We start from the raw sequence: 13,899 nt of genomic DNA on the forward strand, positions 1-13,899 counted from the left end.
AGTTAACCAAAAATTTCCACAAGATGCTTGCGATATTCTTCAGTATAGCGGGGAACATCAGGCATTTTTATCACGTCATTAGCGATAAAGGTTGGCAGCGGTTCCATACCGAGGAATTGGTTCGCTTTATGGAACGGCAGATACACACCGTCCACGCCAACACCCTGGAAGAATTGGTCTTTTTCAGTGAAAGCTTCCATTGGTGCATTCCATGTCAGGGAAAGCATGTATTTTTTACTCTGCACCAAACCACCAGAACCGTATTTTTTCGACGAATCTTTACGGGTGCGGCCATCGCTGGCATACAGCGTACCGTGACCTTCGGTGAACACATCATCAATATATTTTTTCACCGTCCACGGTGCGCCCATCCACCAGCCTGGCATCTGCCAGATCACCACATCAGCCCAGAGAAAGTTTTGTACTTCGGCTTTCACATCGTAATCGCTCTCGGCGCGAACGATGCGGACATCATGCCCGAGGTCGCGCAACGTGCCATCCGCGACTTCGGTCAGGGTGTCGTTCAGTTGACCATTGGAATGGGCGAATTTTTTCGCGCCGTTGATAATCAGGATGTTACTCATTTTTTATCCTCAAGGTGAGACGTTTGCCGGCCATAGTACGTCATAGAGCGGTACGGTGAAATTAGCAAAATGTGCAAAGTCTTTTGCGAATTTAGCAAAAGTCTTACTCTGACCAGCTCACCTTCGCCTCAAATCCACCTTGTTCCGCATTCCCAAAAACAACATTCATGCCATGCAACCTGGCGATTCGCTGGACAATTGACAGCCCCAGTCCGCTGCCGGTGGCGGTTTGTCCCGGTGGGCGATAGAAACGTTCGCCAATTCGTGCCAGTGCCTCTGGGGTCACACCGGGGCCGTTATCCCTCACGATGAAATTATCGGCATTCAGCGTGACGTCCACCACGCTGCCCTGTGGACTGTAGCGCACGGCGTTATCCAGAAGATTTCGTACCAACACACTTAGCAATAGCGGTTGTCCGGTGCGTTTGATGCTGTGGGCATTGAGTGTCAGTCGCACGTCAATTTTTGCCTGCTGCGCCGTGTGGTAAATATCCATCACCGACGATTGCAGGAGGTCTTCAAGCGGGATCTCAGCGACGTCCTGAAGGTTATCCAGTGAGTCCAGCCGAGATAGAGTGAGCAGTTGATCAACCAGACGAGTAGCGCGATCGATCCCGGAATGTAATTGGAGCTGTGCTTTTTTCCGCGCCAGCGGATCATCGTCAGAGAGCTGCGCAACTTCGGTTTGCACTTTCAGCGCCGTTAACGGGCTACGTAGTTCGTGAGCTGCGTCGGAGGTAAAGCGTCGTTCACGAACCATCATCGCGTGTGTGCGGGCGAACAGTTGATTCAACGACTCAACCAGCGGACGTACTTCGCTGGGTACGCCAGTCGCGTTTAGTGGTTTTTCTGAGTCAGGGTCACGCATACGTAGCGCCAGCGCCAGTTTGTTCAGCGGCGCGAGTTCACGACCCAGTAGTACCATCATGATGATTAACATAATCGGCAGAGCGATCAGCCACGGGATCAATTGTCCGGTAACAATCGCCAGCGCCATGTCTTCACGGTATTCCCATTCCTGACCCACAACGATGCGATATTTGCCATCAGGTGAGGTCATCCAGACAAAACGCCAGGGATCGTCTTCACCGACCAGTTGCCCGTCAGTAAAACCTTCCCGTTGATAGCTATAGGGAATATCTTCTCCGTTATCGCCATCATTAAGAACCATTCTGCCGTCGTGGGTAAAGATGGCAAAGGTCAGCGCATCATCATCCACATTACCGTGCTTTAATTTATTTGACGTCTGTGCCATGCGATCCGCAGCGTTGATTTCGTTGAGATCGAGCGTACTTAGTCGCTTGGCAAACAGCATCTGTTGGGTGTCGAACAGTTCATCGACGTTATCCGTTGTTTGTTTCCAGGCGACAAAGCTGGAAAGCAGCCAGGTCACCGAGGCCAGAATTAAAAAGATTAGCGTCAGCCTGACTCGCAGACTAAGGCGTTGGGTAAATTTCATTTCTCACCTAATGTGTAGCCAATACCATGAACGGTACGAATAAAATCACTACCGAGTTTGCGTCTCAGATGATGCACATGAACTTCAACAGCATTACTGGTGACCTCTTCGTCCCAGGTATACAGTTTCTCTTCAATCAGCTTGCGCGGCAGTACCCGACCAGCGTTACGCATCAGTAATTCCAGCAGGGCAAATTCTTTTGGTTTCAGCGTTAAGGGTTCGCCAGCCAGCGTGGCGATACGTTTGCCGGGGTCGAGCATGACGTTATCGTGGCGCAGTTCGTTGCTGGCCAGGCCGTTGCTTCGGCGCATCAGAGCTTCCAGCCTGGCGGCGACTTCTATCAACGCAAAAGGTTTACACAGATAATCGTCAGCGCCCAGACGCAGCCCTTCTACACGTTCTGCCAGCGCATCGCGCGCGGTCAGGATCAGTACCGGCTCACGCTGACCTTTTTCTCGCCATTCGCGCAAAATATCCCGACCATCCATGCCTGGTAAGGTTAAATCCAGGATCACCGCATCATAAGGCGCGCTATATAGCGCCTCTTTTCCCTGACGACCTTGTGTAAACCAGTCGACGCTAAAACCCATTTTACTAAGGCCTGTTTTGATGCCGTCGCCAATCAGCATGTCATCTTCTATCAGTAAAATTCGCATTTTTTCATCCCTGTGATAACCGTATTTGCTGCCAGTAAACCGTGTTGTAACGCGCTCTGTACAGCACTAAAATTTATTTTTTCCCCTTAAGAAGTTGTTAAGGACTATTTTGTTAAATGCTCGGAAACAGACATTAAAGGGAGTAATAAACATGAAAAAATTCGCAGCAGCAATCGCAGTAATGGCCCTGTGCAGCGCACCGGTGATGGCAGCAGAGCAGGGCGGTTTTTCTGGCCCATCGGCAACGCAAAGTCAGGCCGGAGGATTCCAGGGGCCGAACGGCAGCGTAACGACTGTAGAAAACGCAAAATCTCTACGTGACGACAACTGGGTCACCCTGCGCGGCAATATCGTTGAACGCATCGCTGACGATCTCTACGTGTTCAAAGATGCCAGCGGTACTATCAATGTTGATATCGACCACAAACGCTGGAACGGCGTGACGGTGACGCCGAAAGATACGGTTGAGATTCAGGGTGAAGTCGATAAAGACTGGAATTCTGTTGAAATTGACGTCAAACAGATCCGCAAGGTCAATCCGTAATGGTTACCGCTCCCGGGACGCGTTCCCGGGAATAATTTCGCAGGGAGGCAAAATGACAAACCTGGCACTGGATGTAAACATTATCGATTTCCCATCAACCCCTGTGGCGATGTTGCCGCACCGCTGTAGCCCTGAGTTGCTCAACTATAGCGTGGCGAAATTTATCATGTGGCGTAAAGAGACGGGGCTTTCTCCTGTTAACCAAAGCCAGACTTTTGGTGTCGCCTGGGACGACCCTGCCACCACCGCACCGGAAGCGTTCCGCTTTGATATCTGCGGCAGCGTTAGCGAACCGATTCCCGATAATCGTTATGGCGTGAGTAATGGTGAACTTACCGGTGGACGCTATGCCGTGGCCCGCCACGTTGGTGAGCTGGACGATATTTCACATACGATATGGGGCATCATTCGCCACTGGCTGCCTGCAAGCGGCGAGAAAATGCGTAAAGCACCGATTCTGTTTCACTACACCAATCTTGCCGAAGGGGTGACTGAGCAGCGACTGGAAACGGATGTTTATGTGCCGTTGGCGTGATAGGGAATCTTTAGCGGAGTGTGAGCCAAATCACTCGCTATCAGTTTGAGCGAACAATGTCGCGGGCAGTTGGGTGCCAAAGCGACGGATGATCATACTCTTGAAGTTCCGCTTGAGCAGCCGGTTCCGTGGTTTACAACGGTGCCTTTGTGCTTGATAAATGGGTAGCTAACGAAAAAATTTCTGCACGCCAAAAAACGTCGGCCACTGGAAAAATATGCAATATGACGCCTTACTAAACCAGGCCACACAGATCACTGATGCGAAAAAGCGTAATGCGTTGTATCAGCAGGCAGAAGTGATCATCAACCAGCAGGCACCGCTGATTCCTATCTACTATCAGCCGTTAATCAAACTGCTTAAACCCTACGTTGGCGGTTTTCCGCTGCATAATCCTCAGGATTATGTCTATAGCAAAGAGTTGTATATCAAGGCACATTGATGCCTTTATCGCCGTCGGATCACGTCCGGCGGCGCTATTCACGCTGATCTCCTGTGACTCGACGCGGCAGATAATGTAGTATCTCCGGCAATATTGCCCCTTTGAAGGCTGGCGAATAAGTTGAGGAATCAGAATTAATGAGCGATATGGCAGAGCGCCTTGCGCTACATGAATTTACGGAAAACGCCTACTTAAACTATTCCATGTACGTCATCATGGACCGTGCGTTGCCGTTTATTGGTGATGGTCTGAAACCTGTTCAGCGCCGCATTGTGTATGCGATGTCTGAACTGGGCCTGAATGCCAGCGCCAAATTTAAAAAATCGGCCCGTACCGTCGGTGACGTACTGGGTAAATACCATCCACACGGCGATAGCGCCTGTTATGAGGCGATGGTCCTGATGGCGCAGCCGTTCTCTTACCGTTATCCGCTGGTGGATGGTCAGGGGAACTGGGGCGCGCCGGACGATCCGAAATCGTTCGCGGCGATGCGTTACACCGAATCTCGGTTGTCGAAATATTCCGAGCTGCTATTGAGCGAGCTAGGGCAGGGGACGGCTGACTGGGTGCCAAACTTCGACGGCACTTTGCAGGAGCCGAAAATGCTGCCTGCCCGTCTGCCAAACATTTTGCTTAACGGCACGACTGGTATTGCCGTCGGCATGGCGACCGATATTCCACCGCATAACCTGCGTGAAGTGGCTCAGGCGGCAATCGCATTAATCGACCAGCCGAAAACCACGCTCGATCAACTGCTGGATATCGTGCAGGGGCCGGATTATCCGACCGAAGCGGAAATCATCACCTCGCGTGCCGAGATCCGTAAAATCTACGAAAATGGTCGCGGTTCTGTACGTATGCGCGCGGTGTGGAAGAAAGAAGATGGCGCAGTGGTTATCAGCGCATTGCCGCATCAGGTTTCAGGTGCGCGCGTACTGGAGCAAATTGCTGCGCAAATGCGCAACAAAAAGCTGCCGATGGTTGACGATCTGCGCGATGAATCTGACCACGAGAGCCCGACCCGTCTGGTGATTGTGCCGCGTTCTAACCGCGTGGATATGGATCAGGTGATGAACCACCTCTTCGCTACCACTGATCTGGAAAAGAGCTATCGCATTAACCTCAATATGATCGGTCTGGATGGGCGTCCGGCGGTGAAAAACCTGCTGGAAATCCTCTCCGAATGGCTGGTATTCCGCCGCGATACTGTGCGCCGCCGACTGAACTATCGTCTGGAGAAAGTTCTCAAGCGCCTGCATATCCTCGAAGGTTTGCTGGTGGCGTTCCTCAATATCGACGAAGTGATTGAGATCATTCGTAATGAAGATGAACCGAAACCGGCGCTGATGTCGCGCTTTGGCCTCACGGAAACCCAGGCAGAAGCGATCCTCGAACTGAAACTGCGTCATCTCGCCAAACTGGAAGAGATGAAGATTCGCGGTGAGCAGAGTGAGCTGGAAAAAGAGCGCGACCAGTTGCAGGGCATTCTGGCTTCCGAGCGTAAAATGAATAACCTGTTGAAGAAAGAGCTGCAGGCAGACGCGCAAACCTACGGTGACGATCGCCGTTCGCCGTTGCAGGAGCGCGAAGAAGCGAAAGCGATGAGCGAGCACGACATGCTGCCGTCTGAACCTGTCACTATTGTGCTGTCGCAGATGGGGTGGGTACGCAGCGCTAAAGGCCATGACATCGACGCGCCGGGCCTGAACTATAAAGCGGGTGATAGTTTCAAAGCGGCGGTGAAAGGTAAGAGCAACCAACCGGTAGTGTTTGTGGATTCCACCGGTCGTAGCTATGCCATTGACCCGATTACGCTGCCGTCGGCGCGTGGTCAGGGCGAACCGCTCACCGGCAAATTGACGTTGCCGCCAGGGGCGACCGTTGACCATATGCTAATGGAAAGCGACGATCAGAAACTGTTGATGGCTTCCGACGCGGGTTATGGTTTTGTCTGCACCTTTAACGATCTGGTGGCGCGTAATCGTGCAGGTAAGGTCTTAATCACTTTACCGGAAAATGCTCATGTTATGCCGCCGGTGGTGATTGAAGATGCTTCCGATATGCTGCTGGCAATCACGCAGGCAGGTCGTATGTTGATGTTCCCGGTAAGTGATTTGCCGCAGCTGTCGAAGGGTAAAGGCAATAAGATTATCAACATTCCGTCGGCAGAAGCCGCTCGGGGCGAGGATGGTCTGGCGCAACTGTACGTTCTACCACCGCAAAGCACGCTGACCATTCATGTCGGGAAACGCAAAATTAAACTGCGCCCGGAAGAGTTGCAGAAAGTCACTGGCGAACGTGGACGCCGCGGTACGTTGATGCGCGGTTTGCAGCGTATCGATCGTGTCGAGATCGACTCTCCTCGCCGCGCCAGCAGCGGTGATAGCGAAGAGTAATATGCGGGGAGGCCTTGCTTCCTCCCACTTGTAAGGAATGCCGGATGAAACGTTAAGTCGTCATCCGGCAGCGAATTCAACCCCCGGAAACAATAAAAATTCCCTTGAAACCGTTGTTTATTCATGCGTTGCGATTAACAATACGCTTTTCCAGAGAGCGGCTTTTAACAATGCCCTAACCTGATCTCAGGTGACGTACAATGCCAGTCTCTCAGACCTTCAGAGGGTGTTATGCTATATATCTTTCGTCTTATTATTACCTTGATTTTCAGCATCTTAGTCTGTGTATTCGGCTCTATTTACTGCCTTTTCAGCCCACGAAACCCGAAACATGTCGCCACCTTTGGGCATATGTTTGGCCGTCTTGCGCCGCTGTTCGGCCTGAAAGTTGAGTGCCGCAAACCTGCAGATGCTGAAAGCTACGGCAATGCTATCTATATCGCTAACCACCAGAACAACTATGACATGGTGACAGCATCGAACATCGTACAGCCGCCGACGGTGACGGTAGGTAAAAAGAGTTTGCTATGGATCCCCTTCTTCGGGCAGTTGTACTGGCTAACCGGCAACTTATTGATCGACAGAAACAATCGCACGAAGGCTCACGGCACGATTGCGGAAGTCGTGGATCACTTCAAAAAACGCCGTATTTCCATCTGGATGTTCCCGGAAGGTACCCGCAGCCGTGGTCGCGGTCTGCTGCCGTTCAAGACCGGAGCATTTCACGCGGCAATTGCGGCGGGCGTCCCGATTATTCCCGTGTGCGTCTCTACCACTTCGAATAAGATTAATCTTAACCGGCTACACAACGGTCTGGTGATTGTCGAAATGCTGCCGCCAATTGACGTCAGTCAGTATGGCAAAGATCAGGTTCGTGAGTTGGCTGCCCATTGTCGTTCGATAATGGAACAAAAAATCGCCGAGCTCGATAAAGAAGTCGCAGAACGCGAAGCCGCCGGAAAAGTTTAAGTCGGCAATCTGTATTTTTGCGGGAACACTTTCCTGCACAGTATTACTTTAGCCAGTTTTACATGGAGCAAATATGTCACTCAGTCGGCGTCAGTTCATTCAGGCATCGGGGATTGCACTTTGTGCAGGCGCTGTTCCCCTGAAGGCCAGCGCAGCCGGGCAACAGCAACCGCTACCCGTTCCACCGCTGCTTGAGTCTCGCCGTGGGCAACCGCTGTTTATGACTGTACAACGTGCGCACTGGTCATTTACGCCAGGGACTCGCGCGTCGGTCTGGGGGATTAACGGTCGTTACCTGGGGCCGACTATCCGCGTCTGGAAGGGCGACGATGTTAAGCTTATTTACAGCAACCGCCTGACAGAAAATGTCTCAATGACGGTGGCCGGGCTACAGGTACCAGGCCCGCTGATGGGCGGTCCGGCACGGATGATGTCGCCAAACGCTGACTGGGCGCCCGTACTACCCATTCGCCAGAACGCAGCGACCTTGTGGTATCACGCCAATACTCCCAACCGCACGGCTCAGCAGGTCTATAACGGCCTTGCCGGAATGTGGCTGGTGGAAGATGAAGTCAGCAAGTCGCTGCCCATTCCCAACCATTATGGTGTGGATGATTTTCCTGTCATTATCCAGGATAAAAGGCTGGATAACTTTGGTACGCCAGAATACAACGAACCGGGAAGCGGCGGCTTTGTTGGTGATACGCTGCTGGTTAATGGTGTACAAAGCCCGTATGTTGAAGTTTCACGCGGTTGGGTGCGCCTGCGCCTGTTGAACGCGTCGAACTCTCGCCGCTATCAACTGCAGATGAGCGATGGTCGTCCGTTACATGTGATTTCTGGCGATCAGGGATTCCTGCCTGCTCCTGTATCGGTGAAGCAGCTTTCGCTGGCGCCGGGCGAGCGCCGTGAGATTCTGGTTGATATGAGCAACGGTGATGAAGTGTCTATCACCTGTGGTGAAGCGGCGAGCATTGTTGATCGTATTCGTGGCTTCTTTGAGCCATCCAGCATTCTGGTTTCTACGCTGGTGCTAACACTGCGCCCAACCGGTCTTCTGCCGCTGGTTACAGACAGTCTGCCGATGCGCCTGCTGCCAACTGAAATCATGGCGGGTTCGCCGATTCGTAGTCGTGATCTCAGTTTGGGTGATGACCCGGGTATTAATGGGCAGCTGTGGGACGTCAACCGTATTGATGTCACCGCGCAGCAAGGAACGTGGGAACGCTGGACAGTACGTGCGGACGAGCCGCAAGCGTTCCATATTGAAGGCGTCATGTTCCAGATCCGTAACGTGAATGGTGCGATGCCGTTCCCGGAAGACAGAGGCTGGAAAGATACCGTTTGGGTTGATGGACAAGTGGAGCTGCTTGTTTATTTCGGTCAGCCTTCCTGGGCACACTTCCCGTTCTACTTTAACAGTCAGACGCTGGAAATGGCCGACCGTGGCTCGATTGGGCAACTGTTGGTCAATCCGGTACCGTAACGTACCAATTTATCGCCCCACGGAGAAGTTGGGGCGATACAAGAATGAATCATCGATGAGTTCGGCCTGTTACCGGTTGGTTTTTTTCCCGCCAGGCAAATAATACATTCATGGCGTGTTCACTTTATTTTCCTGCTGATATTGCTCTACTTCATAGTTGAACCGTTGATGACATCTGTATGAATGCTGTTAGTGAAGTGAAATATAGATAAAAAATAAAGGATTAATCCATGCGTAACGATGAATTTCTTCACCATTTTATTCTGACGGTGTTCATACTGGGTGGCTATTTATTGACGCTATTCATCGTGATTTTTTGTTCTTTTTTTAGCCCGAAATGTCGAAAAGTAGTCTTCAGTGGTGCATTGCCGCAACTGGTGATGGCGCTACTGGTGTCACTCGGTTTGTCTTATTTGGCGCGATATTCCGTTGCGGTTTTGACTTTATTGGAATCGGTGTGGGTATTATTCCCCAGTCTATTATTGATATTAGTGATAAATAAGTGGTCACAGCGTTCCCTCGTATGGACGTGTGTTTGCCACACTATTTGCTTGCTGCTGTTATTTTGGCAGGTTCAGCCTACGTTATTCAAAATCGGCTTTAATCACCAACAATTAAGTCAGTTGGCCCACGCAGAGCAGCAGAATTTCCGTACACTGGATGCTATTTATGACACGCAGCATCTGGAGCGGATGTTGCTGGTGGCGTTGAAATCCCCGGAAAATGAAACGTCCGAAAATGCCTTTCGCTATCTGTCAAAGCGTATCTCACCATTTGCCGTTCCTTCCGTTGGTGATGAAAAGTATTTTTCCCGCTCATTTTTTACCATCGCGTTGGAACATTACAATACCCGTGCCATCCGTGCATTCAGTCGCTTTCTACAGGGGGATTCCCAACAAGCGCAGGAATACCGCGAGATCGTTCGTCAATATAATCCGTTACAAAATATGTACCAGGGAATACGCATACCCATTCGCTATAACAAAGACGATATTGCTCGCCAACTTGTCGCTGCCCGCGAGATAAGTCTGACCTTGCTGCCTCTGATGCCGGAATTATTAACCCAGGAGGCATATGCAAATGTTATTGATGCTTATGACAGTGCAACGCTGAAGGCTTTTTGGCAGATACAACCGCCACCCACATCTGTTTTGCGTCTGGAAGCGTTGTCCGTAATCCCCAACACGGTGGAACTGGTGCAACAGGTGAAGGCGTCGCCAACTCTACTGGAGTCGCGGGATAAGAGTGGTAGGACAGTGCTCACTTATGTTGTGCGTTTTGGGAATATTGCTGCAATACAAGCACTGATTGACGCTAACCTAATTGACTGGCAACGGTTTACTCAACTTCAGGAACACTCAACGCCATTGCTCCTGGCGACCTGGCGACAAAAATACGAGGATGATCACGAAACCTTTCCATTGATTTTAAAGGATATGCTGGCGAAAAACACGCCACTGGCGGCAGATGAAATAATGAACTGTATTAAGGATGGCATGACCCCAGACGATTTTTTGACTGCCGGAATGAGCCAAACGCAATTCTGTACTGCGATTGAAGAAAGTTTCCAGGCGAAAGAGCTTGTTCTGTCAGTGAATCAATTACGCCGCATGCAGTCCTCGATGTGTACAAAGAAGTAAACTGACCGGGAGTCATCCGATAGAAATGTACTATTTTAGGTAGTGCATCCAATTAGTAGAACATGTGTTTTGTTCAATACGCTGAGTGAATATTTTGCCCGTCAGATGCTTCGCCTTCGGCACTTTTCTGGCATAACTGCCCCAGTCATCGCGGGTTATCATGCCAATATTAAACGGCGCGAGCAGTGCCAGAAGTTCGCGGCAGGTTTCATCCGTGCGTGGGCCAAACGTATAAGCCAGAACACCGCCTGTTTTGGTGTTGTATGCGTACCAGAGCCAGTGCTGCCGAGCTTGCGGGCTTCATAGGTGTAGGTGAGTAGAAACACGCGATGGCAGTCACGACAGCGAAACCGGTCACGTCTTTAGGGTTCTGACCATGGCGGTAGATCTGAGCAGACTGACAACGGGGACAATGAGCAGTAACGCTGGCCATAAGAAAACCTCAAAAGCAATTCAACTAATTAGAGGCATTACCTTTTGTTTTTGCTGATGCAATTTCAGCCAGGGAGTCAGCGCTCGCTGGGGTATTTCGTCACCGTTTATCAACATCACTTCATTTCCCTGCGTGATACAGCGTATAATCCCCGGCCTTTGATTATTTTTTTACCATTTCTGGAAGCAAAATGAGCTCTATCTCCCTGATCCAACCGGATCGCGACCTGTTCTCCTGGCCGCAGTACTGGGCCGCCTGTTTTGGGCCGGCACCGTTTTTGCCGATGTCTCGTGAAGAGATGGATCAACTTGGCTGGGATAGCTGCGACATCATTTTGGTTACTGGCGACGCGTATGTCGATCACCCAAGCTTCGGGATGGCGATTTGCGGTCGTATGCTGGAAGCGCAGGGCTTTCGCGTCGGGATCATCGCCCAACCGGACTGGAACAGCAAAAACGATTTCATGCGGCTGGGTAAACCGAATCTGTTTTTCGGCGTTACTGCTGGCAACATGGATTCGATGATCAACCGCTATACCGCCGATCGCCGTTTACGTCATGACGATGCCTACACGCCGGATAACGTCGCGGGTAAGCGCCCCGATCGCGCCACACTGGTTTATACCCAACGTTGTAAAGAGGCGTGGAAAGATGTGCCGGTGATCCTCGGCGGTATTGAGGCCAGCCTGCGCCGTACCGCGCATTATGATTACTGGTCGGATACCGTGCGCCGTTCCGTGCTGGTGGATTCCAAAGCCGACATGCTGATGTTCGGTAACGGTGAGCGTCCGCTGGTGGAAGTGGCGCATCGTCTGGCGATGGGCGAGCCGATTAGTGAAATCCGCGATGTGCGTAATACCGCGATTATCGTGAAAGAAGCGCTGCCTGGCTGGAGCGGTGTGGATTCCACCCGTCTCGATACCCCAGGGAAAATAGACCCGATTCCGCACCCGTATGGCGAAGATTTGCCGTGCGCTGATAACAAACCGGTGGCACCGAAAAAGCAGGAAGCCAAAGCCGTTACCGTGCAGCCGCCGCGCCCGAAACCGTGGGAAAAAACCTACGTGTTGTTGCCTTCATTCGAGAAAGTGAAGGGCGACAAAGTGCTGTACGCTCATGCTTCGCGTATTCTGCACCACGAAACCAACCCAGGCTGTGCCCGTGCGTTGATGCAAAAACACGGCGACCGCTATGTGTGGATCAACCCACCTGCAATACCGCTTTCTACCGAAGAGATGGATAGCGTCTTTGCGCTGCCGTACAAGCGCGTACCGCATCCGGCCTATGGCAATGCCCGTATTCCGGCTTACGAAATGATCCGTTTCTCGGTCAACATTATGCGTGGCTGCTTTGGCGGTTGTTCTTTCTGTTCTATTACCGAGCACGAAGGACGTATTATTCAGAGCCGTTCGGAAGATTCGATCATTAATGAGATTGAAGCGATCCGCGACACCGTTCCTGGTTTTACGGGCGTGATTTCCGATCTTGGTGGGCCAACTGCCAACATGTATATGTTGCGCTGCAAATCGCCACGCGCCGAGCAAACCTGCCGTCGTTTGTCTTGCGTTTATCCGGATATTTGTCCGCATATGGACACTAACCACGAACCGACGATCAACCTCTATCGCCGCGCTCGCGATCTGAAAGGGATTAAAAAGATCCTCATCGCCTCAGGCGTACGTTATGACATCGCCGTGAAAGATCCGCGCTATATCAAAGAGCTGGCAACTCATCACGTTGGTGGTTATCTGAAGATTGCCCCGGAACATACCGAAGAAGGGCCGTTGTCGAAGATGATGAAGCCGGGCATGGGCAGCTATGACCGCTTTAAAGAGCTGTTTGATACTTACTCGAAACAGGCAGGTAAAGAGCAGTATCTGATCCCGTATTTCATCTCTGCGCACCCGGGTACGCGTGATGAAGACATGGTGAATCTGGCGCTGTGGCTGAAAAAGCATCGTTTCCGTCTCGACCAGGTACAGAACTTCTACCCATCGCCGCTGGCTAACTCGACCACCATGTATTACACCGGGAAAAACCCGCTGGCGAAGATTGGTTATAAGAGTGAAGACGTCTTCGTACCGAAGGGCGACAAACAGCGTCGTTTGCATAAAGCGTTGTTGCGTTACCACGATCCGGCAAACTGGCCGTTAATTCGCCAGGCGCTGGAAGCGATGGGTAAAAAGCATCTGATTGGCAGCCGTCGCGATTGCTTAGTGCCTGCGCCAACCATTGAAGAGATGCGTGAAGCTCGCCGTCAGAACCGCAATACCCGGCCAGCGTTGACCAAACATACGCCGATGGCGACTCAGCGTCAGACCTCTGCTACGGCAAAAAAAGCGTCGTCTACGCAATCTCGTCCGGTGAATGTCGGCGCGAAGAAACGGCCTAAAGCAGTGGTTGGACGTTAGATTCGCTGTTCCCGGTAGCAGAATTGCTACCGGGGATATTACTTCAGAATCTATCTCATTAGGCATTTATACCCGTCATACTTCAAGTTGCATGTGCGTTGGCTGCGTTCGTTCACCCGAATCACTTACTTATGTAAGCTCATCGGGATTCTCTCACTTGCCGCCTTCCTGCAACTCGAATTATTTAGAGTATAGATGAGCCAGCCCACGAGGTTGTTCAACATTTAATGGGGGAGACTGGGCAGGGGATTAATATAGAAATGATTAACAATAGTGGCTTCATTTGTAACCGGCTCATTTAAACCGTCTGGTCTGTTTCCTCCGGCTCTACAAAAATAATGTCCA

Annotated in this window: 10 protein-coding genes and 2 pseudogenes; 8 read left to right on the plus strand and 4 right to left on the minus strand. The window is 51.3% G+C overall.

The genetic code is table 11. From position 1 onward, the window contains the following. Positions 1-2: 2 nt before the first annotated feature. From mdaB to qseB, 3 genes are all read right to left on the minus strand, one after another. Positions 3-584, minus strand: coding sequence for an NADPH:quinone oxidoreductase MdaB (gene mdaB / locus A7090_RS16080; RefSeq protein WP_105274777.1), 582 nt, complete (start codon positions 582-584; stop codon positions 3-5). A gap of 103 nt (positions 585-687) precedes the next feature. After that, the gene (gene qseC / locus A7090_RS16085) at positions 688-2,043 is read right to left on the minus strand and encodes a quorum sensing histidine kinase QseC (RefSeq protein WP_105274778.1); all 1,356 of its coding nucleotides are present in this window, start codon (positions 2,041-2,043) and stop codon (positions 688-690) included. Continuing rightward, the gene (qseB, locus tag A7090_RS16090; RefSeq protein ID WP_105274779.1) at positions 2,040-2,699 is read right to left on the minus strand and encodes a quorum sensing response regulator transcription factor QseB; all 660 of its coding nucleotides are present in this window, start codon (positions 2,697-2,699) and stop codon (positions 2,040-2,042) included. The genes qseC and qseB overlap by 4 nt, the downstream gene beginning before the upstream one ends. A gap of 151 nt (positions 2,700-2,850) precedes the next feature. Between qseB and ygiW the strand changes: the two genes are divergently transcribed. From ygiW to A7090_RS26645, 7 genes and pseudogenes are all read left to right on the plus strand, one after another. After that, entirely contained in the window at positions 2,851-3,243 is a 393-nt protein-coding gene (gene ygiW, locus A7090_RS16095) for an OB fold stress tolerance protein YgiW (protein WP_105274780.1), read from the plus strand. A 52-nt stretch (positions 3,244-3,295) separates the two neighbouring features. Then, a complete protein-coding gene (locus tag A7090_RS16100) occupies positions 3,296-3,778 on the plus strand; it encodes an AraC family transcriptional regulator (RefSeq protein ID WP_105274781.1) in 483 nt (160 codons plus the stop codon). 193 nt (positions 3,779-3,971) lie between these two features. Beyond that, a pseudogene (locus tag A7090_RS16105) lies at positions 3,972-4,220 on the plus strand (ABC transporter substrate-binding protein); the annotation flags it as partial. Positions 4,221-4,357: 137 nt separating this feature from the next. Further along, positions 4,358-6,616, plus strand: a complete 2,259-nt coding sequence (gene parC, locus A7090_RS16110) for a DNA topoisomerase IV subunit A (protein ID WP_105274782.1) — start codon at positions 4,358-4,360, stop codon at positions 6,614-6,616. A 231-nt stretch (positions 6,617-6,847) separates the two neighbouring features. Next, positions 6,848-7,585: a 1-acylglycerol-3-phosphate O-acyltransferase gene (plsC, locus tag A7090_RS16115; protein WP_105274783.1), complete on the plus strand. Its 738-nt coding sequence runs from the start codon at positions 6,848-6,850 to the stop codon at positions 7,583-7,585. 73 nt (positions 7,586-7,658) lie between these two features. Further along, positions 7,659-9,071, plus strand: coding sequence for a cell division protein FtsP (ftsP, locus tag A7090_RS16120; protein WP_105274784.1), 1,413 nt, complete (start codon positions 7,659-7,661; stop codon positions 9,069-9,071). A gap of 230 nt (positions 9,072-9,301) precedes the next feature. Further along, entirely contained in the window at positions 9,302-10,711 is a 1,410-nt protein-coding gene (locus A7090_RS26645; protein WP_240246550.1) for a hypothetical protein, read from the plus strand. Between the two features lie 66 nt (positions 10,712-10,777). Here A7090_RS26645 and A7090_RS16135 read toward each other — a convergent pair. Further along, positions 10,778-11,144: pseudogene (locus A7090_RS16135) on the minus strand (IS1 family transposase); the annotation flags it as partial. A gap of 190 nt (positions 11,145-11,334) precedes the next feature. Here A7090_RS16135 and A7090_RS16140 point away from each other — a divergent pair. Next, complete coding sequence (locus A7090_RS16140; RefSeq protein WP_105274785.1) at positions 11,335-13,554, plus strand: YgiQ family radical SAM protein; 2,220 nt, start codon at positions 11,335-11,337, stop codon at positions 13,552-13,554. The last annotated feature ends 345 nt before the right edge of the window (positions 13,555-13,899 follow it).

Origin of the sequence: Escherichia sp. MOD1-EC7003 (assembly GCF_002965065.1) — a bacterium.
Lineage (GTDB): Bacteria > Pseudomonadota > Gammaproteobacteria > Enterobacterales > Enterobacteriaceae > Escherichia.

Excerpts from the sequence above, each read along its gene's own strand:
- parC (WP_105274782.1), top strand. The coding sequence starts at position 4,358 with ATGAGCGATATGGCAGAGCGCCTTGCGCTACATGAATTTACGGAAAAC.
- qseB (WP_105274779.1), bottom strand. The coding sequence starts at position 2,699 with ATGCGAATTTTACTGATAGAAGATGACATGCTGATTGGCGACGGCATC.
- ftsP (WP_105274784.1), top strand. The coding sequence starts at position 7,659 with ATGTCACTCAGTCGGCGTCAGTTCATTCAGGCATCGGGGATTGCACTT.
- A7090_RS16140 (WP_105274785.1), top strand. The coding sequence starts at position 11,335 with ATGAGCTCTATCTCCCTGATCCAACCGGATCGCGACCTGTTCTCCTGG.
- ygiW (WP_105274780.1), top strand. The coding sequence starts at position 2,851 with ATGAAAAAATTCGCAGCAGCAATCGCAGTAATGGCCCTGTGCAGCGCA.
- plsC (WP_105274783.1), top strand. The coding sequence starts at position 6,848 with ATGCTATATATCTTTCGTCTTATTATTACCTTGATTTTCAGCATCTTA.
- A7090_RS26645 (WP_240246550.1), top strand. The coding sequence starts at position 9,302 with ATGCGTAACGATGAATTTCTTCACCATTTTATTCTGACGGTGTTCATA.
- mdaB (WP_105274777.1), bottom strand. The coding sequence starts at position 584 with ATGAGTAACATCCTGATTATCAACGGCGCGAAAAAATTCGCCCATTCC.
- A7090_RS16100 (WP_105274781.1), top strand. The coding sequence starts at position 3,296 with ATGACAAACCTGGCACTGGATGTAAACATTATCGATTTCCCATCAACC.
- qseC (WP_105274778.1), bottom strand. The coding sequence starts at position 2,043 with ATGAAATTTACCCAACGCCTTAGTCTGCGAGTCAGGCTGACGCTAATC.